Origin of the sequence: Polaribacter litorisediminis (assembly GCF_019968605.1) — a bacterium.
In the GTDB taxonomy this organism is placed as follows: domain Bacteria; phylum Bacteroidota; class Bacteroidia; order Flavobacteriales; family Flavobacteriaceae; genus Polaribacter; species Polaribacter litorisediminis.
The window spans coordinates 294233-319449 of the sequence record NZ_CP082966.1 but is presented as its reverse complement, the minus strand read 5'-3'; the positions used below and the strand labels follow the sequence as shown (position 1 = coordinate 319449).

Annotated in this window: 20 protein-coding genes; 9 read left to right on the top strand and 11 right to left on the bottom strand. The window is 33.1% G+C overall.

The annotated features are described in order from the left end of the window. Positions 1 to 2 precede the first annotated feature (2 nt). The 6 genes from rplD to rpsL form a co-directional block, all read right to left on the bottom strand. The gene (gene rplD / locus K8354_RS01270; protein WP_223444795.1) at positions 3 to 632 is read right to left on the bottom strand and encodes a 50S ribosomal protein L4; all 630 of its coding nucleotides are present in this window, start codon (positions 630 to 632) and stop codon (positions 3 to 5) included. Beyond that, on the bottom strand, positions 632 to 1249 hold the full coding sequence (gene rplC / locus K8354_RS01265) for a 50S ribosomal protein L3 (RefSeq protein WP_223444794.1): 618 nt from the start codon (positions 1247 to 1249) through the stop codon (positions 632 to 634). The genes rplD and rplC overlap by 1 nt, the downstream gene beginning before the upstream one ends. A gap of 347 nt (positions 1250 to 1596) precedes the next feature. Next, the gene (gene rpsJ, locus K8354_RS01260; RefSeq protein ID WP_004568745.1) at positions 1597 to 1902 is read right to left on the bottom strand and encodes a 30S ribosomal protein S10; all 306 of its coding nucleotides are present in this window, start codon (positions 1900 to 1902) and stop codon (positions 1597 to 1599) included. A gap of 18 nt (positions 1903 to 1920) precedes the next feature. Then, entirely contained in the window at positions 1921 to 4038 is a 2118-nt protein-coding gene (gene fusA, locus K8354_RS01255; RefSeq protein ID WP_223444792.1) for an elongation factor G, read from the bottom strand. Positions 4039 to 4043: 5 nt separating this feature from the next. Then, on the bottom strand, positions 4044 to 4523 hold the full coding sequence (rpsG, locus tag K8354_RS01250) for a 30S ribosomal protein S7 (protein ID WP_223444790.1): 480 nt from the start codon (positions 4521 to 4523) through the stop codon (positions 4044 to 4046). Positions 4524 to 4619: 96 nt separating this feature from the next. Further along, on the bottom strand, positions 4620 to 4994 hold the full coding sequence (gene rpsL / locus K8354_RS01245) for a 30S ribosomal protein S12 (protein WP_018943587.1): 375 nt from the start codon (positions 4992 to 4994) through the stop codon (positions 4620 to 4622). 175 nt (positions 4995 to 5169) lie between these two features. Here rpsL and K8354_RS01240 point away from each other — a divergent pair, with 175 nt between their 5' ends. From K8354_RS01240 to rlmB, 8 genes are all read left to right on the top strand, one after another. Next, the gene (locus K8354_RS01240; protein ID WP_223444788.1) at positions 5170 to 6834 is read left to right on the top strand and encodes a ShlB/FhaC/HecB family hemolysin secretion/activation protein; all 1665 of its coding nucleotides are present in this window, start codon (positions 5170 to 5172) and stop codon (positions 6832 to 6834) included. 373 nt (positions 6835 to 7207) lie between these two features. Continuing rightward, positions 7208 to 10438, top strand: a complete 3231-nt coding sequence (locus K8354_RS01235; RefSeq protein WP_223444786.1) for a SusC/RagA family TonB-linked outer membrane protein — start codon at positions 7208 to 7210, stop codon at positions 10436 to 10438. Positions 10439 to 10449: 11 nt separating this feature from the next. Next, positions 10450 to 11880: a SusD/RagB family nutrient-binding outer membrane lipoprotein gene (locus K8354_RS01230; protein WP_223444784.1), complete on the top strand. Its 1431-nt coding sequence runs from the start codon at positions 10450 to 10452 to the stop codon at positions 11878 to 11880. A 294-nt stretch (positions 11881 to 12174) separates the two neighbouring features. Beyond that, the gene (locus K8354_RS01225) at positions 12175 to 13041 is read left to right on the top strand and encodes a SusD/RagB family nutrient-binding outer membrane lipoprotein (RefSeq protein WP_223447751.1); all 867 of its coding nucleotides are present in this window, start codon (positions 12175 to 12177) and stop codon (positions 13039 to 13041) included. 234 nt (positions 13042 to 13275) lie between these two features. Beyond that, on the top strand, positions 13276 to 16545 hold the full coding sequence (locus K8354_RS01220; RefSeq protein ID WP_223444783.1) for a SusC/RagA family TonB-linked outer membrane protein: 3270 nt from the start codon (positions 13276 to 13278) through the stop codon (positions 16543 to 16545). A gap of 25 nt (positions 16546 to 16570) precedes the next feature. After that, positions 16571 to 18067: a RagB/SusD family nutrient uptake outer membrane protein gene (locus K8354_RS01215; protein WP_223444782.1), complete on the top strand. Its 1497-nt coding sequence runs from the start codon at positions 16571 to 16573 to the stop codon at positions 18065 to 18067. Between the two features lie 59 nt (positions 18068 to 18126). After that, positions 18127 to 18858 (top strand): hypothetical protein, encoded by a 732-nt coding sequence (locus tag K8354_RS01210; RefSeq protein WP_223444781.1) that lies wholly within the window; start codon positions 18127 to 18129, stop codon positions 18856 to 18858. 75 nt (positions 18859 to 18933) lie between these two features. Continuing rightward, a complete protein-coding gene (rlmB, locus tag K8354_RS01205; protein WP_223444780.1) occupies positions 18934 to 19683 on the top strand; it encodes a 23S rRNA (guanosine(2251)-2'-O)-methyltransferase RlmB in 750 nt (249 codons plus the stop codon). A gap of 29 nt (positions 19684 to 19712) precedes the next feature. Here the strand turns inward: rlmB and K8354_RS01200 are convergent, their stop codons facing one another. Continuing rightward, the gene (locus K8354_RS01200) at positions 19713 to 20399 is read right to left on the bottom strand and encodes a rhomboid family intramembrane serine protease (protein WP_223444779.1); all 687 of its coding nucleotides are present in this window, start codon (positions 20397 to 20399) and stop codon (positions 19713 to 19715) included. 76 nt (positions 20400 to 20475) lie between these two features. Between K8354_RS01200 and K8354_RS01195 the strand changes: the two genes are divergently transcribed. Further along, the gene (locus K8354_RS01195) at positions 20476 to 21747 is read left to right on the top strand and encodes a replication-associated recombination protein A (RefSeq protein ID WP_223444778.1); all 1272 of its coding nucleotides are present in this window, start codon (positions 20476 to 20478) and stop codon (positions 21745 to 21747) included. On the opposite strand, the gene K8354_RS01190 is transcribed toward K8354_RS01195, so the two are convergent. From K8354_RS01190 to K8354_RS01175, 4 genes are read right to left on the bottom strand one after another with little or no spacing between them, the layout of a single operon-like run. After that, entirely contained in the window at positions 21744 to 22544 is an 801-nt protein-coding gene (locus K8354_RS01190; RefSeq protein WP_223444776.1) for a hypothetical protein, read from the bottom strand. The two genes, K8354_RS01195 and K8354_RS01190, sit on opposite strands and share 4 nt — an antisense overlap. A gap of 1 nt (position 22545) precedes the next feature. Beyond that, the gene (locus tag K8354_RS01185) at positions 22546 to 23916 is read right to left on the bottom strand and encodes a DUF5723 family protein (protein WP_223444775.1); all 1371 of its coding nucleotides are present in this window, start codon (positions 23914 to 23916) and stop codon (positions 22546 to 22548) included. A gap of 1 nt (position 23917) precedes the next feature. After that, positions 23918 to 24466, bottom strand: a complete 549-nt coding sequence (locus K8354_RS01180) for a hypothetical protein (RefSeq protein WP_223444774.1) — start codon at positions 24464 to 24466, stop codon at positions 23918 to 23920. Positions 24467 to 24502: 36 nt separating this feature from the next. Beyond that, on the bottom strand, positions 24503 to 25189 hold the full coding sequence (locus tag K8354_RS01175; RefSeq protein WP_223444773.1) for a YjjG family noncanonical pyrimidine nucleotidase: 687 nt from the start codon (positions 25187 to 25189) through the stop codon (positions 24503 to 24505). Positions 25190 to 25217 lie beyond the last annotated feature (28 nt).

Below are 25217 nucleotides of genomic sequence, written 5' to 3'. Positions count from 1 at the left end.
CCCTATTTGATTAAGTTTGTATTAATACCCTCTAAAGAGCTTTCAGTAATTACAATCTTATTGGCATTTAAAACGCCATAAGTATTTAATTCTGAAGCTTTCAAAACTTTAGAGTTTTTAAAGTTACGTGATGATAAATACACATTTGTATTTTCATTATCTAAAACGAATAAAGATTTTTTAGCATCTAATTGTAAAGCTTTTAATACCTCTACAAAGTTCTTAGTCTTTGGAGTATCAAAATTAAAATCTTCAATTATTACTAAATTATTATCGTTTGCTTGAATACTTAAAGCAGATAAACGCGCTAAACGCTTTAAACTTTTATTCAATTTAAAAGAATAACTTCTAGGTCTTGGTCCGAACATACGTCCTCCACCTCTAAAAACACCAGACTTGATAGAACCTGCTCTTGCAGTACCAGTTCCTTTTTGTTTTTTAATTTTTCTTGTAGATCCACTAATTTCTGCTCTCTCTTTAGATTTATGAGTTCCTTGACGTTGATTTGCCAAATACTGCTTTACATCTAAATAAATAGCATGATCATTAGGCTCTATTCCGAATACATCTTTAGAAAGTTCCACTTCCCTACCTGTATCTTTTCCTGTAATATCTAAAACTGCTACTTTCATTATTTCTGAATAGTTACAAAAGCATTTTTGTGACCAGGAATAGCTCCTTTAACAACAAGTAAGTTCTTTTCAGCAACTACTTTTAACACTTTTAAGTTTTGTACTTTCACTTTATCTCCACCCATTCTTCCTGCCATGCGCATTCCTTTGAATACTCTAGCTGGATACGATGCAGCACCAATAGAACCCGGAGCTCTTAAACGATTATGCTGACCGTGAGTAGCTTGTCCTACCCCCGCAAAACCATGACGTTTTACAACACCTTGAAATCCTTTACCTTTTGACACTCCAGATACATCAACAAATTCTCCTTCAGTAAAAAAATCTACTGTGATAGAATCTCCTAATTTATACTCTTGATCAAATCCTTGAAATTCAACGACTTTCTTTTTAGCAGTGGAGCCAGCTTTTTTAAAGTGACCGTCTAACGCTTTGTTAGAACTCTTCGCCTTTTTGTCATCGAAACCAAGCTGCAACGCATTGTAGCCGTCAACCTCTTCGGTTCTGACTTGGGTAACAACGCAAGGACCTGCTTCGATTACTGTACAAGGAATATTCTTCCCGTTTTCATCAAATAAGCTGGTCATTCCAATCTTTCTTCCTATTAACCCAGACATTTTGTTAATTTTTTAGACGATAAACCTTTTGTTCAGCGCGTCTATTAATATTTATTTTTTGAAACCAATGTTTCTGTAAATCCTTTGAGTTTTGGTCAAAAAAAACAGCGTAAAACAAATTCAACGCTGATTTTGTTTTTTCCGTTTTTCCTTCGCGAAACGCTCTGGACATGTTACTATTTTTGAAATGAATCCAAAAATAGCGCACCCGTACTCTCATTCGGGTTGCAAAAGTATTAAAAACTTTCGGTTTAACAAAATTAAACCGAAAGTTAGTTTAAATACTTTATGTATTAGAGACTTTGAAACAGTCTTTAAGCCACAATTCACTAAAATATTTAGCTTACTTATACCTTAATCTCAACTTCAACCCCACTTGGCAACTCTAATTTCATTAAAGCATCAATAGTTTTTGAAGAAGAACTATAAATGTCTAATAATCTTTTATAAGAAGCTAATTGAAATTGCTCTCTAGATTTTTTGTTTACGTGCGGTGATCGTAATACGGTAAAAATCTTTTTGTGTGTTGGTAATGGTATTGGTCCGTTTACGACAGCACCTGTACTCTTTACCGTCTTTACAATCTTTTCAGCAGATTTATCTACTAAATTGTAATCGTAAGACTTTAATTTTATTCTAATTTTTTGACTCATCTTGTATTATTTAGTAGGTTACCCTTTTGCTTTAGCGATTACTTCTTCTGAAATATTGGATGGAGTTTCTGCATAGTGAGAAAATTCCATCGTAGAAGTTGCTCTACCAGAAGACATTGTTCTTAATGCCGTTACATAACCAAACATTTCAGATAAAGGAACGATAGCTTTCACTACTTTAGCTCCTGCTCTATCCGACATGTCGTTTACTTGACCTCTTCTTCTATTTAAATCACCAACAATATCACCCATGTTTTCTTCTGGAGTTAAAACTTCCAATTTCATCAAAGGCTCCATAATTTTTGCTTTTGCAGATTTAGCAGAAGCTTTATAACCCATTTTTGCTGCTAATTCAAAAGATAAGGCATCAGAATCCACTGCGTGAAAAGAACCATCCCTTAAGGTAACTTTCATTGAATCCATTTCATACCCCGCTAAAGGTCCGTTTTTCATTGCCTCTTTAAATCCTTTTTCTACAGACGGCACAAATTCTCTAGGAACGTTACCACCTTTTATCACAGATTCAAATTGTAATCCTTGAACACCTTCATCGGCTGGTTCAATTGTAAAAACAATATCAGCAAACTTACCACGACCCCCTGATTGCTTCTTGTAGATTTCTCTATGATCCGCGGATGCCGTAATAGCTTCTTTATATTCTACTTGTGGTTGTCCTTGATTTACTTCAACTTTAAACTCACGTCTTAAACGATCTACAATTACATCTAAATGTAATTCACCCATTCCAGAAATAATTGTTTGACCTGAAGCTTCGTCTGAACGTACTGTAAAAGTAGGGTCTTCTTCAGCTAATTTACCAAGTCCGATTCCTAATTTATCAACATCTGCTTTTGTTTTAGGTTCAACAGCAATACCAATAACTGGGTCTGGAAAATCCATAGACTCTAAAACTAACGGAAATTTCTCAGCTGTTAAAGTATCTCCTGTCTTAATAGATTTAAAACCTACTGCTGCACCAATATCTCCAGCCTCGATATAATCGATAGCATTTTGTTTGTTGGCATGCATTTGGTAGATTCTAGAAATACGTTCTTTCTTACCAGAACGATTATTTAGCACATAAGAACCTGCATCTAAACGACCAGAATATGCTCTAAAAAATGCTAAACGCCCCACAAAAGGATCTGTAGCAATTTTAAATGCTAACGCTGCAAATGGTTCATTTACATTTGGCTTACGTAATTCTTCTTTTTCCGTATCTGGATTAACCCCTATAATACCTTCTTTATCCATTGGCGAAGGTAAATAACGACATACAGCATCTAATAAAAACTGTACTCCTTTGTTTTTAAACGCAGAACCACAAATCATAGGAATTATAGCCATATCCATAACAGCAGCTCTCAATGCAGCATGCACTTCGTCTTCTGTTATAGAATCTTCATCTTCCATGAATTTTTCTAAAAGATTCTCGTCATAACTTGCAACTTCTTCAATTAGAAGCGCACGATATTTTCGAGCCTCAGCCTTTAATTCTTCAGGAATTTCGATTACATCAAAAGTTGCACCTTGCGTTTCATCATGCCATATAATAGCACGATTTTTTACTAAATCAACAATACCTTTAAAGTTTTCTTCGTCACCAATGTTTAAAACGATTGGCACCGCGTTTGACTTCAACATATCTTTTACTTGCTGACAAACCATCATAAAATCTGACCCTTGACGATCCATTTTATTCACAAAGCCAATTCTTGGTACTTTGTAGTTATCCGCAAGCCTCCAGTTAGTTTCTGATTGTGGCTCAACACCATCAACTGCAGAAAATAAGAAAACTAATCCATCTAACACACGTAAAGACCTATTTACCTCAACAGTAAAGTCTACGTGTCCTGGAGTATCAATTATATTAAAGTGATAATCCTTTGTTTCTGGAAGAATCTGTGCATTTTCTTTAGGAAACTGCCAAGAACAAGTGGTTGCAGCAGAAGTAATTGTAATACCTCTTTCCTGCTCTTGCTCCATCCAGTCCATTGTCGCTGCTCCATCATGTACCTCTCCAATTTTATGAGAAACGCCTGTATAGAACAATACACGTTCTGTTGTTGTGGTTTTACCAGCATCAATATGTGCTGCAATACCAATATTTCTTGTATATTTTAAATCTCTAGCCATTTCTATTAAAATCTAAAGTGTGAGAACGCTTTGTTCGCTTCTGCCATTTTGTGAGTATCTGTACGTTTTTTAACAGCAGCACCCTCTTCCTTAGCAGCAGCTAAAATTTCGGCAGCTAAACGCTGCGCCATTGTTTTTTCGTTTCTCTTACGAGTGTACAAAATTAACCACTTAATAGCCATAGATACTTTACGATCTGGTCTAATTTGCATTGGAATTTGAAATGTTGCACCACCTACTCTACGAGATCTTACTTCTACGTGAGGCATCACATTAGACAAACCGTCTTTCCAAATTTCTAAAGCCGATTTCTCTTCGCCTTCTCCTTTTCTTTCTTCTATGATGTCTAACGCATCATAAAACACTTTGAACGCTACAGACTTCTTACCACTCCACATTAAGTTATTAACAAAACGTGTTACTAACTGATCGTTAAACTTTGGATCTGGTAATAAGACTCTTTTTTTTGCTGCTCTTTTTCTCATGTCTTCTTTTGAGTTTTTTTAGTTTTAGCTACAACGTGTATATTTAGATTTATTTTCTAAAAATTAATACAACACTTCACAACCTTTAAACTTGATTTACTTCTTTGGACGTTTAGCTCCGTATTTTGATCTACGTTGCGTTCTTCCTTCAACTCCCGCGGTATCTAAAGCGCCACGAACTACGTGATACTTTACACCTGGCAAGTCTTTAACTCTTCCACCTCTAACTAATACTATCGAGTGCTCTTGTAAGTTATGTCCTTCTCCTGGAATGTATGCATTTATCTCATTACCATTTGTCAATCTAACTCTGGCAACTTTACGCATTGCTGAATTAGGTTTCTTTGGTGTTGTAGTATAAACACGTGTACAAACTCCACGTCTTTGAGGACAAGACGACAAAGCAGCCGATTTACTCTTCTTAGTTATTTTGGTTCTTCCTTTACGAACTAATTGTTGAATAGTAGGCATACTAAATAATTGCTGTTTTTCGTTTATATTAAACTTTTCTCTTTTTTAAGAGTGCGCAAATGTACAATTAAATTCTAATTATTCCAATACCAGTAAGTTATTTTTTCTTAACAAGAAATTAATCATCATTTTTTGTCATTTTAATTTACTTTTGAACCTATTACTTTTATCTATTTTGAAGCAAAACAAAACTACCTATATATTCATTATCCTTATCTTAATTTCCTTAAAAGGATCTTTTGCACAAGATTTATCTTTAACGATTTCTTCTAAAGATAAAATTGAAGCCCTTATCTTGAATGAAATCAAATACAAAAAGAAGCATCAAGATACCATTAGTATACAGGATGAAATTGATAAAATTTCTAATCATTTAAAAACCATAGGATACTTTTCTAACACTTTTGACACCTTACTAAAAGTACAAAATAGATTTGTTGCTTACTTTTCTTTGGATGCGAAAACAAATAAAGCAGTCCTAAAAATAGATATTGATGCAAGCTATTTATTTGAAGATATGCATATTGAAAATAACCATTTTACAATTTCGATAAACCAGCTTCAAGCAACACTATCAAATCTCTCAAAAAAGCTAGATACGCAGGGTAAATCTTTTTCTAAAGTTCAGTTAAAAAATATAAAGATTATAAACGATACATTATTTGCCGATTTAGAAATCAATTCATCAAAAAAAAGGTTCATCAACAATACAATTATAAAAGGGTATCCAGAGTTCCCGAAATCTTATTTAAAAAAATACTTTCATATTAAATCGAACAGTATTTTTAATCAACAGAAAATTAAAGAAATATCCAGTCTATCTAAGAACATATCTTTTGTTCAAGAAATAAAACCACCTGAAATCTTGTTTACAAAAGATTCCACTACATTGTATTTATATTTAAAAAAGAAAAAGAATAATAGTATTGACGGTCTTGTTAGTTTTGCATCCAAAGAAAATGGAGACGTCTTATTTAACGGAATTATCGACTTAAAACTGAATAACATTTTAAATACCGGAGAACGCCTTGAATTATTTTGGAACAGTATCGGAGACGAAAGACAAGAGTTTAAACTAGGAACTGAAATTCCGTTTATATTTAATTCAGAAATTAGTCCAGAACTTTCATTTACCTTATATAAGCAAGATTCTTCATTTTTAAATACAAAATTTGATTCCAAACTATTTTATAACATCAATTCAAAAATTAAACTTGCCTTCACCTACAATGCAGAATCATCAGAAAAACTTGAAGGACATATTAATAATAACGTAGAAACGTTTCGCAATTATTTTTTTGGTTTTCAATTTAAATATAGCATCCCTAAAAATGATTTCTTTTTTAATAACATTTTTAATTTGGAGGTCAATCCGACTTTTGGAGAAAGAAAAATTAATGAAAACGCTTCTAAACAATTTAAAATTGAAGCAACAATTTCTTATCTCTATGATTTAAATTTTAGAAATAGTTTATTTATTAAGAACGAAACAAGTTATTTAAATTCAGATTCCTATTTAAACAATGAACTCTTCAGAATTGGAGGAGCAAATTCTATAAGAGGTTTCGACGAGCAAAGCATTTTTACGAATCATTACTCATTTTTTAATATTGAATACCGGTTTTTAACTTCTCAAAAATCGTATCTATACTCTATAACCGATATAGGTTTAATCGAAAACAAAACAAACATAGAAAACATTTTAGGAATCGGGCTAGGCTATCTTTTTGCCACGAACAATTCTTTAATAAAATTAAGCACCGTTGTTGGTAAAAATGCCTCGCAAAGTTTTAACCTTAACAACAGTAAATTAATTGTAAGTTGGGTTAGTTTTTTTTAGGATTTCGATACGAATAAGACTATTTCACATAAAACTATACTATATGTATTTTGTTTTAACATTTAATTTTAAATTAAAAACTACAATTAAACCAGTATATTCTTCTTGCAAGGTAATCACAATTCATTTATGAAATCTTGCACAAACAACCTCAACCATACCTATTACAAAACCATTAGTAACAATAGTTTAACAAATTCTTCAACTTACATTTATTCTCAGTTATGAATATAAATTAAATGAACTATCTTCAAATAATTAGGCTTTATTAACAGTTTAATTCTAAAAAATTAACAATAATTAACAATTTTTATTGTGTGTTAGCTAATATTTTTTAATCTTTGGGGCAATTAATTCAAAACTAAAACAAATAATGAAAACAAAGTTAAAAGGAATTCTAACGCTACTACTAGCGTTCGTTGTGCAAATTACCTTTGCACAGGAAAAGACAGTTTCTGGTACTGTATCAGAATCGTCTGGAGTATTACCAGGGGTTAGCGTATCGATAAAAGGTACAACCCAAGGTACGGAAACTGATTTTGATGGAAAATATTCTATTAAAGCCAAAGTAGGAGACATATTAATTTTTAGATACTTAGGATACGAAACTGTTGAAAAAACTGTAGGAACATCTAATATAATTAATGTTTCAATTAAAGAAGGAGCTAATGTATTAGATGAAATTATTGTAACTGGATTAGGTATTTCCAAAAAAGAGAAAGCTATTGGTTATGCAGTGCAGAAAGTCTCTGGAGCAAGTATTGATGAAGCAAAAGAACCAAACATTGTAAACTCTCTACAAGGTAGAATTGCGGGTGTTCAAATTCAAGGAAGTCCTTCTTCATTAGGGGGTTCTTCAAGAATAACTATTCGTGGTTCTAATTCATTTTTAGGAAACAATCAACCTTTATTTATAGTTGATGGGGTTCCAATTAGTAATGCTAGTTACACTTCCCAAGGACAAGCTAATGGTTTTGGTGGAGGAGCTTATGATTATGGTAATGCTGCTGCAGAAATTGATCCATCTAACATACAAACTATGTCTGTTTTAAAAGGTGCTGCTGCTACCTCTATCTATGGATCTAGGGGTGCAAATGGTGTAATTTTAATTACCACTAAATCTGGTAAAAATCAAAAAGGTTTAGGAGTGTCTTTTGACTCAAGTGTTACTTTTGATCAAGTAAGAAACCTAATTCCTATACAAACAACATATGGTGGAGGATCTACCTACAACACTGCCAGTGGATTTAATGAGTTTAACCAAGATGGTGTAAGCTATTTAGCTCCAAATTATGCGAAAGATGGTTCATGGGGCCCTAGATTCGATCCAAATGTTTTGGTAAGACATTGGGATTCTTGGGATCCAGGTTCTAGTAGCTATAAAGAAACAAGACCATGGGTAGCTCCAGAAAACTCTTACGAGAGCTTTTTTAATACAGGGGTTACTTTAATAAACACCGTTGCTCTTTCAGGAGCAGATGAGAAAGGAAGCTTTAGAGCTGGTTATACAAATTTAGATCAAACTGGTGTTACCCCAGAAGGTGCACTTAAAAGAAATACTATTAATTTAAACTCTAATTATAATTTAACTGATAAGTTAAAGGCAAGTGTAGCATTTACCTATGTTAAAACAGAGGCTGAAAACAGAAACGCCACTGGTTACGACAATGCAAACCCAATGCAGGGTTTTACACAATGGTGGCAATCGAATTTAGATGTTGAGAGACTTAGAACTCAACAAAACACCACAGAGGGAAATCAATATACATGGAATCCTAGAGGAATTATAGAAGATAACAATGATAATTTATTATCATTTGATAGTAGACCTAATTTCTTTGATAACCCTTCTTGGGTAAGAGAAAACTATTTACAAGAAGATGTTAGAAACAGAGTTTTTGGTAATGCTAATATTTCATACGCTATTACAGATAAATTATCTTTTACAACTCAATTTGGTACAGATTTTTTTCAATTTAGCAGTAGAGAGGGAATTCCTTTAAGAGGCGTAGGTGCACCTTCATATTCTGAAACAGAAAGAAGATTTCAAGAAACAAACATTGAGGCACGTCTTAATTACAATACTGATATAAACGATGACCTAACTTTTAATGGTTTTGTTGGTGTAAACAGAATGAGAAATTTTCAAAAAAGAACTACTATTTCTACTACAGGAGGGATTGTAGTTGATCGTTTTTTCAATATAGCCAATTCAGCATTAGATCCTACAGCAAATACTTTTGAAAGCTTGAGAGGTATTAATAGTATTTTTGGAAGTGCTTCTTTTGGGTTTAAAGACATGTTATTCTTAGATTTATCAGCAAGAAATGACTGGTCATCTACATTACCTGAAAAAAATAATAGTTACTTCTATCCATCTGCTTCTGTAAGTTTTGCTTTATCAGAAATAGAATCTATTAAAGAAAGTGAAGTTATTAATTTTGCTAAAGTTAGAGCTAGTATAGCACAAGCTGGTAATGATTCAGCGCCATACAGAATTGCTGATGTTTACAATCCAATTAACCCAAACTTTGCTGGTAATACTCTATACAATGTTCCGAATTCGCAACAAAATCCAGATTTGGTGAATGAGTTAACAACGGAAATTGAATTTGGTTTCTTGGTTAAATTGTTAAGAAATAGATTAACAGTAGATGCTGCATATTATAGCAGAACTACAGAAGATCAAATATTTAATGTACCTGTATCTGCAGCTTCTGGTTATACATCTAGATTGCTTAACGCGGGTGAAATGAAAAACTCAGGTTTAGAATTACAAATAAGTGGTACACCAATAAAAAATGAAAACTTCTCTTGGGACTTAAGTTTAAATTTAACAAGTCAAAACAACGAAGTTGTAGAATTACTTAGAGATGAAAATGGAGAAACTTTGGTAGAAAGTATAGGACAAGGTGCTACATGGGCAGCTGATTTAAGAATTCAAGAAGGTTTACCATACATGGCTTTATTTGGTCAAGATTTTGTCTACAATGAAAATGGTGACAGACTTGTTAACAGTGATGGTACATATCAATTTACTAGTGATAGGGTTTATTTAGGGTCAGCTATCGCTGATTGGACTGGTGGTTTTAGTACTGCTTTTAACTACAAAAACTTTACTTTATCTGCTTTATTTGATTTCCAGGTAGGAGGAATTATTCATTCAACTTCATTACAATGGTCTAAATATTCTGGAATGCACCCTGAAACAGTTTCTTATAATGGTGTAGCTGATGTTAGAGCTGACGGATTATTATTACCAGGTGTAAAAGAAAACGGACAACCAAATGACGTAAGAATAGCAGACGTACAAACCTATTATTCAAATACTTTTAGAGTTGCTGCTCCTAACGTTTATGATGCTAGCTTCATTAAATTTAGAGATGTTAGATTGAGTTATAATATACCAGCTAAGATTTTAGCTAAAACACCTTTCAACAGTTTAAGTTTAAGTGCTTTTGGGAGAAACTTAGGTATATTATATTCTGAAGTTCCTTTTATTGATCCTCAAGTTGTAACTAGCTCTGGCAATCAACAAGGTTTAGAGAATGCTCAAATACCACCAACAAGTTCATTCGGATTTAATTTATCTGCAAAATTTTAAAATTTAACACAATGAAAAACATAAAATTATATACTCTTTTAATCTTATCAATTGCTCTATTTTATAAGTGTGATGATGGTTTATCAGAATTAAACATAGACCCAAACAGTGCTGTACAAGTAGCACCAGAAACGCTTTTATCTACAGCGCAATATACTTTCTATAATGCCCTACATGGCACTGGTATTAATTCCGGTTGGGGATTACTAATGGTTCAATATTGGGCTGAAAATGAATATACTGATGATAGTAGATACAACCAAGATATTACTTCTTTCGGTGGAACTTGGAGCGCTATGTACGCTAATGTATTAAAAGAATTAGACGCGGCAAAAACATTAGTAGACGCTCAAAATGTTTCTGATGCAATTAAAAACAATCAAAAAGCAATTATAGACGTTATGTCTGCACAAGTTTATGCTTTTATGACAGATGGTTTTGGTAGTGTTCCTTATACAGAAGCGCTAGGAGAAGATACATCACCAGCTTATGATTCTCAAGAAGTTATTTATAAAGGAATTTTAGAAACATTAGATAATGCTTCTAAATCCTTTAACACCTCTGCTCCATCATTTAACTCAGGAGAGTTAGTATATAATGGTAATGTTGCAAGCTGGATTAAATTCACTAATTCATTGATGCTTAGATATGCAATGAGAATTGTTGATGTAGACCCTGCAACTGCTAATACATACATTAATATTGCTAGTGCTAACCTTATGGATGATAATTCAGATAGTGGTTTATTTGTTTTTGATTCTAATCCAGCAAGAGCTAACCCTATGTTTAGAAATGCAAGTCCATTAGTTAGTAATAGAGATGATTTTGCTGTTTCAGAATATTTAGTACAAACATTAGAAGGTTTAGGAGATCCAAGATTAGCAGAATTTGCTAAAGAAACTGCGACAGGCGATTTTGTTGGTATGCCTTACGGCTTAGTTGATAACGCAGCAACTGCTTTAAAACCTAGCACTTCAAGACCAAATGATAACGTAAGAGCAGCTACAGCTCCACATGTTATTATGTCATATTCTGAAGTTCAATTTTTATTAGCTGAAGCTTATCAAAGAGGTAGTTTAACAGGAAATGCCGCAGACGCATATTCAAATGGAGTTTCTGCATCTATGAACTATTGGGGAATTAATAATGCAACAGCTATAGAGGCCTACGTTACTAGTAACCCCTATAATGCCGCTAATTGGAAAGAGTCTGTAGGTGTACAAAAATGGATTGCTTTTTATATGAATGGTTTTGAAGCATGGAATGAATGGAGAAGATTAGATTATCCTGTTTTAGCAGTACCTGCTGATGCGGTAATCCAGTCTATACCCGTTAAAATGCCTTATGTCTTAGCAGAGACTCAGACTAATTCTGCAAGTTTAAATGCTGTTACTTCAACTCCTGCAAATATGACTACCAAAGTTTGGTGGGATGTTAATTAATATAAAAATATAGTGACTATATTTATTTCATAGAAAGAGGCTGTCTAAAAAGACAGCCTCTTTCTTTATCTTTGAAAAATGCGTAAGTTTTTAATGTTTAAAACAAAATAATAAAGATTAAACAAACTCTAAAACATTGTATTCTAAGCTACTTTCTCCTTTTTTTAAACAATTTGTAACTATTCAGCGGAAGTTTGTTAGTTATTAACAATTTTAGTTAGATTTTCAATAGATTCTTAAGGTTTAGTAAAAAAGCACTGTTTTATTCACATTGGTTCATAAGTCAATGATTGTATTTTTGGAGGAGATATGACACAATGGAGAACCTTTGGAAACACTATTAAAACAGTAATGGGATTACGTTTGTCTAATGCCGATCCTGCAACAGGTAGAACTGTATTTAATGCAGCAATGTCTGGTGCAATTTCATCAAATGCAAATAACATCCAATATACGTACTTAACTGAAGACACGAATGATAACCCTTGGCAAGATCGTTTTGAATCTAGAAGAGATTATTTAATGAGTGATGTTTTTGTAAATGTTTTAATAGGGTCAGGAACCAATGTTGCTCCAGAAGATCCAAGATTAATGGCATTCGCAGAACCTGCAACGACCTCAGGAACTTATGTTGGTGCTCCTTATGGATTGTCTAACTCTGCAACCGATGACTATTCCTTTATTACGAATAATATCATTAATACAGGTGATGCACCTTTAATGATCTACACGTATGCAGAAATTCTTTTCGCAAGAGCTGAAGCTGCTTCAAAAGAATGGACTACTGAAGATGCTGCAACGCTTTATGGTCAAGGAGTATTAGCTTCTATGGCTCAATGGGGTGTAGATAGCGCTGCTGCGACTGCATATTTAGCTGCTAATCCTTATTCAGGTGTTGCTGATATTGCTTATGAAAAATGGGTTTCTCTTTACTTGCAGGGGTATAACAGCTGGGCTGAATGGAGAAGATTCAAAGCAGAAGGAACCGACTCTAGAATTCCTTTAATCATTGCAGTTGATCTATTATCAAATGCAACAGGCATTCCTCAAAGACATGGATACTCTGCAACTGCAGGTTCCTTAAATGAGGCAAATTACAATGCAGCAGTTTCTGCGCAAGGGATAGATGAATTAGATACTGTTCTTTGGTTGTTCAAATAACATAAGAATTACAATTAACTAAAAAAACCAGTCAGAAATGACTGGTTTTTTTTTTATATATCAAAAAACAGATATATTTTTAATGTTTAAAGCAAAAGTTTAAAGCTTAAACAAGCCCTAAACCATGCAATTCTGCTCTCAATTCTATTTTCTTTGAACAAATTAGTGTTAAAAAATTGTTTTATTAAGTTTTATTTAAGACTTTTGGAGGAAATTAATTCAAATAATTATACAATGAAAACAAAGTTTAATGGAATTTTAACGCTGTTACTGGCGTTTGTCGTGCAAATATCCTTTGCGCAAGAGAAGACTATTACTGGTACTGTTTCTGATAGTTCAGGTAGTTTACCAGGAGTTAGTATCATAATTAAAGGAGGTACAACCGGTACTGAAACAGATTTTGATGGTAAATATTCTATTATGGCTAAAACGGGCGATGTTTTAGTATTTAGATATTTAGGCTATAAAGTTGTTGAAAAAAAGGTCGGTTCTTCAAGTATTATTAGTGTTAAGTTAGAAGAAGATGCTAATGTTTTAGATGAAATTGTAGTTGTAGGTTATGGTACTTCTACAAAAGAAGCTTTTGTTGGTACAGCAGCCGTTGTAAAACAAGAACAGCTAGAAGTTAAGAACTTTTCAAATGTTTCTCAAGCATTAGCTGGGGAAGTTGCTGGAGTTACTGTAATTAACGGTTCTGGTCAGCCAGGTTCTGTAGGTACTATTAGAATTAGAGGTTATGGCTCTGTAAACGGAAACAGAAACCCACTGTATGTAGTAGATGGTGTTCCTTTTAATGGAAATCTAAACTCTATTAACCCAGCAGATATTGCTAGTACCACAGTTTTAAAAGATGCTACCGCTACCGCAATTTATGGTTCTAGAGGGGCAAATGGTGTAGTTTTAATTAACACCAAGCAGGGTAAAAATGGTAGTTCTTATATAGAAATTGATTTTAAAACAGGGATCAATGACCAAGTTTTGGATAGATATGATGTTGTCACTTCTCCAGAAGAATATATTGGTTACGTGTGGGAAGGAATTAAAAATAGAGGTATGATAGAAGGAAATCCTGATCCTGCCGGCTTTGCAAACGACAGATTATTTACAGGAAACTATATAGCGCCGGGCTATAATATGTGGAATGTAGCTACTGCTGCAGAATTAATAGACCCTGCAACTGGCTTAGTTCGTGCAGGTGTTGGAAGAAAATATACACCGCTAAGATATGCAGATGTTGCTCTAGATGCAGCAGTAAGAACTGAAACCAGTATCAGAATGGGTGGTGGTAATGATGACACGAAGTACTTTGCCTCTTTTGGTTATTTAGATGATAATGGTGTTTCTATCAATACAGGATATAAAAGATACACTACGCGTCTAAATTTAAGTAGTAACATTAAACCCTGGTTAACCGTAAATTCTAATATTGGATATGCGTATTCTGAACAAATTGAAAACGGACAAATAGCAGGTTCTGAAAATGTTTTTGAGTTTGCTGATAAAATGGCTCCCATATTCCCTGTATTTTTAAGAGATGATAATGGTGATTTGGTACCCGACCTTAATTATGGTGGAAACCAATATGACTACGGCTCTTTATCTGGATTTAGAGATAGACCAAATGCAAACGGCTTAAACCCGATGGGTTCTGCAAATTACGATTTTAACGGAACAAACCGTCATGAAGTAAATGGTAACTTTTCTGCTACTTTTAAACTTATGGATAATTTAACTGCAGAATTCCGTTATGGAGCGCAATATTGGACGCAAAGAAATAGAGATTATACCAACAAATTTTACGGAGGTGGTGTAGCTACCGGTGGTGATTTAACGGTTAATGATTTTTCTAGATTAACGCAAAACATTTTACAAATTGTAAAGTATAATAAATCTTGGGGTAACCACTCTTTTGATGCTTTAGTTGCGCATGAGAGCAATGAACAAGTAGATCAAGTATCTTCTGTATCAAAAGGATTACAAATAAGTCCATTCTTATATGATCTAGATAACTTTCAGTCTGCTCTAGGGTTGGCTTCAGGATATTCTGAGGGTTTTACTATTGAATCTTATTTTAGTCAATTGAGTTATAACTATGACCAAAAATATTACTTATCTGCTTCTGTTAGAACAGATGGATCTTCTAGATTTGTTAATGAGAAATGGGGAACGTTCGGTTCAGTGGGTGCATCTTGGATAGCTTCAAAGGAAGATTTTTTACAGGATAACAAAATTTTAAGTTTTTTAAAATTTAAAACTTCTTATGGTGTTACTGGAGATCAAGCAGGAGTAGAATTATTCTCTGGTTTTAACCTTTATAATGGTGGTAATTTAGGAGGTAGTATTTCCTTAGCTCCAGGATTAAATGGTAACCCAGATCTTACTTGGGAAACTACGAAACAATTTCAGTTTGGTGCAGAAATGAGTTTTGGAAAATATTTGGACGTAAATTTAGACTACTACAGTAAACTTACTGATAACCTAATTTTTAACCGTTTTGTAGGACCTTCTCAAGGTATCTCTTCTATTACTGTGAATGATGGAGAATTGATCAATGCTGGTTTAGAATTTGATATTACAGGGCATATCATTAACAAACCAGGATTTACATTAGACTTATCTGTAAACGGAGAAATTGTCAATAATGAAATTAAGACAATGCCATTAGATCCAGCAACTGGATTACCGCAGGTGTTAACCCCTAATGGAAGATATGGATGGTCTGCAGGTAGATCTATCTTTGACTTCTATTTGCGTGAATGGGCCGGTGTAGATCCATCTGATGGAGCGCCAATGTGGTATCAATATTTTGATGATGAAAACAACAACGGTATATTAGATGCTGGTGAACCAACATCTGGAAGTACACCATGGGTTCCTTCTGATGCCACTATTGCAAATAACACGGGTTCTATTGTAGAATACCAAACAAAAGTTCCAGGAGCAAATATTCAAAAAACTGTTACCAAAACGTATGCTAATGCTTCAGAAGTTTATAATGAGAAATCAGCAATTGCTGATGTAAGAGGAGCATTCCGTTTATCAGGAAAGGCAGGTAACTTTAATTTTGCCACTCAATTCACATATAGTTTGGGGGGGTATGCTTATGATGCCCAATATGGAGAATTAATGTCAGATCGTTTTGGTGCCGCTGGTAATAACTTCCATAAAGATATCGCAAATAGATGGCAAAATCCTGGAGACATTACAGATGTTCCTATATTATCAGATAATGCTATTGTAAATGGTACTAATGGTTCAACAAGATTTATTACCTCTACAGATTTCTTAGCATTAAATAACATCAATATTGGTTATACGCTACCAAAAAAATACACAGATAAAATATCTTTGCAAACTCTAAACATATGGCTTGCAGCAGATAATTTGTTTCAATCTACTGCTCGTAATGGATTTTTTCCAGGAACTAATGAAGCTGGAAATTCAGGTCGAAGATTATACGCACCAATGACTACAATGACATTAGGTGTGCGAGTGAAATTTTAATAAAATAAATTAAAAACATAAAAAAATGAAAAACTTAATTAAATTCGGATTATTCTCTGCGTTGGCAATTACAATGGTAAGCTGTGGAGATGAGTTCCTAGAAAAACCAGCTCTTAGAGGCTCGGAGACACTTACATCTGCGCAACTGCTTCAAGCTTCTGAAGTGGACCCTGCTGTTGGGGGCGCCTTAATGGGCGGAGTGTATTCACTTACTTTTACTTTCAATAGTGGAGGCTCAGGTGGTAGCCATACTGATTTTGGACATAAATCATATGACGTTTTTAGTGATATGTTATCGAGTGATATGGCCTTAAGCCAAAGTGTGTACGGTTGGTATAGAGCTGACATTACAGAATACCAAGCACCCCTAGATTTTACAAATGGTGCTAACAGACAAGTATGGAGATATTACTACAGAATTGTTAGGGGTTGTAATGAAGTTATCGACGGTTTAGGAGGTGATGAGTTTACACCAGAATCTGCAGCTAATAAAGCCGTAATGGGACAAGCAAAAGCTTTACGTGCTCATTCATACTTCTATTTAACTCAATTTTATCAAAAATCGTATGACGCCTCAGAACCAATTCTTCCATTGTACAGAAATTCTTTAGAGGTTAATGGTCCTAAGGTTACTGCCGCTGAAATCTATGACTTAATGGAATCTGATTTAACAGATGCTATTGCACTTTTAGAAGGTTTCTCTAGAGCTAACAAAACAGAGATTAATCAATCGGTTGCTCAAGGAATCTATGCTTATGTTTTAGGGGCTAGAGGTACAGATTACGCTAAAGCTTACGACATGGCAAAAGCTGCTATTGCTGGTGGTTATACAGTAATGAGTAGTACTGAAATTACAGGTGGTTTTAACGAGGTAAGCACACCAGGATGGATGTGGGGTGTTGATTTAAATGATGAAATTGGATTAGGTTTGGTTTCATGGTGGGGTCAAATGGATTACTTTAGTTACTCTTATCCAGCATTTGGTGATTCTAAATCTATTGATCAAGGTCTTTTTGATGCAATACCTGCGAATGACTTTAGAAAAGAACAGTTTAATGTGAATCCTGGATCAGCGACACACTTATTGCCTTTAAATAAATTTTACGATAGCGATAGAACTAGATACGGTTCATCGAGAATTGTAAAAGCAGATTATGTATACATGAGAGTTGCAGAAATGCACCTTTTAGCAGCTGAATATGCAGCATTTAGTAATAATGATGCGCAGGCAAGAACTGAATTAAAAGCTTTAGTGAGTCAAAGAGTACCAGACGCATCTTATATTGATGGTTTATCTGGACAACAGTTAAAGAATGAAATTTACCTACAAACTAGAATGGAATTATGGGGAGAAGGTAAAAGTTATTTAGCGATGAAGCGTAATAAAGCAACTACAGTTAGAGGTTCTAATCACTTAACTTTTGTTGGGGAGCCAATTCCTTACAATGATGAGCGTATGACTTTTGAGATTCCAGAAGGTGAAATTCAATTTAATCCTTTTATTTCTACTCAAAACAACTAATAAAAACTGTTTGCATAGGAGATTTTAAACCTCCTATGCAAACTTAATAAAATATAAAAATGAAAAATTTAAAATTATACTCATTACTTTTTATAGCCATTGCTGCATTTAGTAGTTGTGAAGAGGATGTTGAAGCTCCTGGAACAGCATACGCTTCTTTTGAAGCATATTTAGGACAAGATATTACGGTATCCCCAAATACAGATTTTCCACAAGCAGTTAAAGTTTATGCAGCGAATATTACGGGTTCAGATAGAACAATAGCTTTAACGTTATCAGGAACTTTAGATGCTTCGTCTTACGAAGCACCAACCTCTGTAGTCATTCCTGCTAATTCTAATGAAGGAACTTTAAACGTTGTTTTTAAAGATGTAAATTTAGACATTATTACAGACAAAACGTTAACGATTACGATGACTGATTCAGCAGAATTAGCCGTGGGTGAAGACATTACGTTTAACGTAGCTAAAGGTTGTAATGCAGGATCTAGTAAGTTCAAAATTGCTGTATCCTTAGATTCATGGCCAGAAGAAGTATACTGGAGAGTTGTTGATACCGATGCAGGAGTAATTGTTATCGCCAATAATGATGTAGCTGGCTTTGGTGGTTATGCAGGGTTAAGCGGAACACAAAGAGATGCTACATGTTTACCAACCGGTAACTATGTATTTGAGATCTTTGATGGCTATCAAGATGGCGGTGGTGCTGTAAGCTTTACATTAGATGGGGTTCAAGTATTTAGCAATAACGGTAGTTACGGTGCAGGAACAAGCTTTGAATTTAGTATTTAACAAAAGCATTAAAAATAATTAGATAAAAATCGTAATCATTTGATTGCGATTTTTTTTTTACAAAAAGAAAAAACATTGACAGAAACAACAAACATTTTCGGTATCAGAGCTATTATTGAAGCGATAGAGAGTGGCTCTACGATCAATAAAATTTACCTTCAAAAAGGTTTAAGAGGTACTCTTTTTTATGAATTAGACAAATTAATCAAGGAGAAAAAAATTGCAACAAGTGGCGTTCCTGTTGAAAAATTAGATAGATTATCTAAAAACAATAATCACCAAGGTGCTGTTGCTCAGATATCTCCTATAGAATTTCATGATTTAGAAACCTTGATTAACAGGACCATAGAAAGCGGTGAAGTTCCACTTTTTATCTTATTAGATCAACTTTCTGATGTTCGCAACTTTGGTGCCATTATAAGAACTGCAGAATGTACAGGCGTTCATGGTATTATAGTACAAAACAATGGTAGTGCTCCTGTAAATGCAGAAACCATTAAAACTTCTGCGGGTGCCGCCTTTAAGATACCTATTTGCAAAGTAGATCATTTAAAAGATGCTATTTTTTTATTACAAGCATCTGATGTAAAAATTCTTGCTGCTACAGAAAAGACAGAAAACTCTATTTATGACATCAACTTTAACCAACCTATAGCCATTATTATGGGTTCGGAACACCGAGGTATAAATCCATCGATCTTAAAAATGGTAGATTATAAGGCAAAATTACCATTATTGGGTGAAATAGCCTCTTTAAATGTGTCTGTAGCCTGTGGTGTGTTTTTATATGAAAATGTAAGACAGCGATTCGTGGTTAGTGGATAGCGAATAGTAATTAGGGATTGGTAAAAAATTTATTCTACTTCATTAGTTGGTTTATCTTCTGCTAATTCATCTAATTTTGGTGGTGAAAAATTACCATGTTCATCAAACAGTAAATCAAATTCTGACGCTGTAAACTGATGCTCTTCTTTTACCATTCCTATATTTCTATACATAACTGCAAAGAATAGACCTACCAAAAACCCAGATAAATGTCCTTCCCAAGACATGCCATCTTTGATTGGTAAAACATACCAAATCATACTTCCGTATAAAAAAATTACCATTAAAGACAAAGCAACTAATCTAAAATGTTTTCTAACAATACCACTAAAAAAAACAAAACTAAAAAGTAAGTAGACAATTCCGCTTGCCCCAATATGATACGATTCTCTGGCAATCGTCCAAGTACATAAACCTGCAAGAAAACCACCTAATAACAATACTTTGTAGGCAACCTCCTTATAAAAATAAAAAAGACTTGTTAAAAGGACAAATAACGGAATAGAATTGCTAAAAAGGTGACTTGCATTGCTATGAATAAAATGCATAAAAAATACACCCCTAATTCCTTCTAAACTTCTAGGGAAAACCCCAAATTTATTAAAATTAAAGTTGAATTGAATTTCTATCCAATATAGCAACCAAATACCAACAACATAAAGTATAGGAACCAAAAACAAAGAAGTATTTATTTTTGGAGTTTGATGTTCATCCATAAAACCAAAATTAACAAAAATAACACCGAAATAAAATTTTACAAATTCTGTCAGAAATCTTTGCTATTTTTACGGAATGAATGAACCTTTGGCAGAAAGAATTAGACCTAAAACCCTTGAAGATTATATAAGTCAACAACATTTGGTGGGTAAAAATGGTGTATTAACAAAACTAATACAACAAGGAATTATACCTTCTCTCATTTTATGGGGTCCTCCGGGTATTGGCAAAACCACGTTGGCTAACATAATTGCCACAGCATCTAAAAGACCATTTTATACATTAAGCGCCATAAGTTCTGGGGTAAAAGATGTTAGAGAGGTTATAGAGAAAGCCAAAAAAAGTGGTGGTTTATTCACTGCAAAAAATCCTATTTTATTTATTGATGAGATTCACAGATTTAGCAAATCACAACAAGATTCTCTATTAGGTGCTGTAGAAAAAGGTTGGGTTACTTTAATTGGTGCCACCACAGAAAACCCCAGTTTTGAAGTAATACCCGCCCTACTCTCTCGTTGTCAAGTGTATATTTTAAATTCTTTTGATAAAAACGATTTGATTGCTCTTTTGCACAGAGCAATGCAAAAAGATGCATTTTTATCCACCAAAAAAATCACCTTAAAAGAAACAGACGCTTTATTGCAAGTTTCTAGTGGTGATGCTAGAAAACTCTTAAATATTTTTGAATTATTAGTTTCTTCTGAAGATGAAATTACCATTACAAACGAATTAGTTCTTGAAAAAATTCAAAAAAATACGGTTCGATATGATAAAACAGGTGAACAACATTACGATATTATTTCTGCTTTTATAAAATCTATTAGAGGTAGTGATCCCAATGGTGCAGTTTATTGGTTAGCGAGAATGATTGAAGGTGGCGAAGATGTTAAATTTATTGCTAGAAGGTTGCTCATTGCTGCTTCTGAAGATATTGGAAACGCAAATCCCACTGCCTTAATATTGGCAAACAACACGTTTCAAGCTGTTTCTGTTATTGGAAATCCAGAATCTAGAATTATTTTAAGTCAATGTGCAGTTTATTTAGCAAATTCTCCTAAAAGTAATGCTTCTTATATCGCCATAAAAGATGCACAAAATCTTGTGCGCCAAACAGGAGATTTATCCATTCCATTGCATTTAAGAAATGCGCCTACTAAATTAATGAAAGATTTGGATTACGGTAAAAATTATAAATATTCTCATGATTACCAAAACAGTTTTACAACTCAAGAATTTTTACCAGATGAAATAGCTGGAACAAAACTATATGACCCAGGAAATAATGCTAGAGAAAATCAATTTAAAGAAATTTTAAAAAAAAGATGGAAAAATAAATATGATTATTAGAATTTTACTTGAAATTCTTTCTTAATCAACGTAGAACCTTCGTAATATTCTGCCAAGAAGTGATCTTCGTTTTTATAAAAAATTCCATTTTTATCTCTGATAATAAAAAAATCTTTTTTGCTGGTCCTTAAAATAACAAAAACAACTTCTGGTTTTTTATTGATGAGTTGAAATCCGTTTTCGATAGATTGCGCATACAAAATAGCACCAAAAGTAGACTTTATACTCTCTTTATTAACTTCTTGTTTTTTTATAACAGGAATAGAGATAGTTTTTGGAATCGTACTTAAAGGGACTGCTAATGTATCTGTCTTAATTTCGTAGGTACTCTCACCATCGTTATTTTTATTTACGACTTTAGAAGAATTATAACTAAATTCAAAATCAGTCATCGCATCAAAAGCATTTCTGATAGCCTCTTGATATCCTTTTTTATACTCTTTGGATTTACTTATACCCGCCTCAGAGGTATACAATATTTTACCGAAACAATCTTTTATTTCAATTGAACTTTTTATACGAAACATAGAAGAATTGTCTTTTACAGACGCAAATAAAGCCAAACACTTATTTTCTTCTAGAGGAATGGGGAATTTATTGTTACTTAAAAAAACTTTAAATCCTTTTTTCTCAAATAAAAATTTCATCAACGAACTTGTTTGATATTCGTCAGTGCTCTTTAAAAAATCAAACTGATTTGGCACTATAATATATTGATATTTCTCTACATTAATTTTTTGACCAAACGCAGAAACACAGCTTAAAAGAACTAGAAAAAAGACTATTTTTTTTATCATTTTAGTTTAGAATTGCATTAATACCTACTTGTAAAGATATGTTATTTGCTGAAGACAGATTTCTATATGCTAAAAGATTATCTATCATACCATGGAAATTGATACGTCTATATCTTATGGAAATACCTGCACCCATATTAGCTTGATTTATCTTATCAAGTGTATACGTTATTTTTGCGTTTACTTTATTAGAAAATGCTTTTTCATAAAACGCTGTAAGCGCTAATTGCGGCCTTAAGGGTCTAAATACGGTATATAATTGAATACCCATTGCCTCGGTATAAAAATCTTTGTCAAAAAATGTATTAATTCGTCTCGTCGTTTTGTCACCAAAACTGTATTTTAAAGCAGCATTCATTTTTATAGGTGTATAAGATTGATAAGAGTTATCGTTTACCGCAGTTACCAATTCTCTTTTAAATTGCGCTTCCAAATTATCAATATAATTGATACCACCATTTCCATTAAACTGAAAATCGATACCTTCAGTCGTAAAATTTCCTTTTGCGGTAACATTTATTATATTTTTAGTATGATTGATAAAACCAATGTCTAAGATACTGCCAGAAAACTGCAGATTATCATTTATATGATATGTGAGCCCGACATCAAAACCGACCCCTAAATTACCCTGAAAAAACTTACTTTGGAGATTATTTGCAAAACTTTCTACGGAATCAGAATCTCTATCAATTCCAGAAGTATTAGATTTAAGATCAACATCGCTAAAAATATGTTTATAATTATTATGAACACCCGCTACAGTGACGAAACTTCCTGTATTATTATTGGAACTCGCATGCATGTTAGAAGAATAAAGCTTGAACCTAGCTCCGAGTGTTAACTTATTCGTAAATTTATGAGAAACGCCAAAATGAAGCACTTCCATAATATCCATTTTGTATGAAATCTGTGAAAAATTAAAATTCCTATTCAGATACGCTGAATTACCTTCATTTAATAACGTAAAAACATCTTTAGGATAATAACCAAACGCATCTAATTCTGTATACAATCCAAAACTTAAATAAGTTCTATAATCTACTCTAAAACCTGCACTTAAGAGCTCTATTTGCAGATTCAGTTTTCCAAAATCTTGGGTTGTTAATTCCTTTAAAACATTGCTTATTTTATCATTTATATCAATGCCATCATCAGCAAAAATATCTGACAACACAAATCCTGAAGATCCAATTTCTAAAGAAAACCCTGATAATAGTGGTACCCCAAAATGAATGTTATAATTTGTTTCGGAGCCTGGATTGAGTAGTAGGGTTTGCGGCAACTCTGCAAAATTATACAACACTTGTTTATTTTGAGCGTTAAAAGATAGAAACCAAAATATAGCGAGTAGGAAATAAACTTGTTTCATGCTATAATTTTGATTCTAAATAAATATCCAACGAAGATTTTAATTCAATGGCTTCATCTAGATCATTTGAATTCAGTTCATTTTCATCATCCTCGAGTGCAACCGTATAATTAATGTATCTTGTTTCTAAAATTTCTGGATTTTGTTCAACATCAATAGTTAAAAAATAATCAAACGTTTTGTTGGCCTGAATTTTTAAAATTTCGGTTTCTAAAACTACCTCATTCGCTATATTTAGAAAAGTAATCTCTAATGTTAAACTATACTTAGAGTCATTTTTTAGAGCTGCTGTCAAATCGAGTTGAGTTAAAATATCTTTTAATCCATCGGTTTGATAATTTTTAAATTCTATTTGGTCAGAAATGCTAGAGATTGAGGTAGTGCCTGTACTGTTTGGAAAATCGCTGCGAGCGACTTTAAAATGAATTAAGGAGACAGTAAATTTAGATGTATAAACGTAATCTTCTAGTTGATTAAAATTTAAATTATCTGAGCATGCGGCAAGTAGAGAAAAGCCTATTAAAAAGCTTATAATTTTTAGGGGTTTCATAAGTACTAAATAGTTACAAAATAACGCTTTATCTTTTTATAGATAGTGCTTTATTTCTGAAAGAGATGTTATTGAATTAAAATTAACATTTTTTACTTTTTCTTTTTCAAAATTTGCATGAAGTGCTTTCATTCCAACGCTTAAAGCACCTTCAATATCTGCTTCAATACTATCTCCAATCATTATGGAGCTCGTATTTTCTGCATTGGCTTTTTCAAGAGCAAAATTGAAAACTTTTGGATTGGGCTTTTTAACGCCTACTGATTCAGAAGTAACAATGGTGCAAAAATAGTCTAAAATTTTTGAAGATTGCATCTTCTTTGTTTGAATTTCTTCAAAACCATTGGTAATAATATGCAACTCATATTTATCTTTTAAATACTCTAATATTTCAAAAGCACCTTCAAATAAATGATTATAATCTGGTAAACATTCAATATAATCAATCGCCAAAACATCTATTAGATCATCTTCAATACTATAATTTACAGCATCAAAAGCAGTTTTTAACCTTTGATATCTCAACTCGGTTTTAGTTATTTTTTCTTCCCGGTATAACTTCCAAAACTGGATATTTAAAGGTTTGTAAACTTTTAAAAAGTCTCCTAAATCAGTTTTAATTTCATGTTTTAAAAATATTTTATTAAAGGTTAAATCAGAATTTTTTTCAAAATCCCACAAAGTATGATCTAAGTCAAAAAATACATGTTTTATCTCTGTCATTTAAGGTATATTTGATTGTTTATTTTAA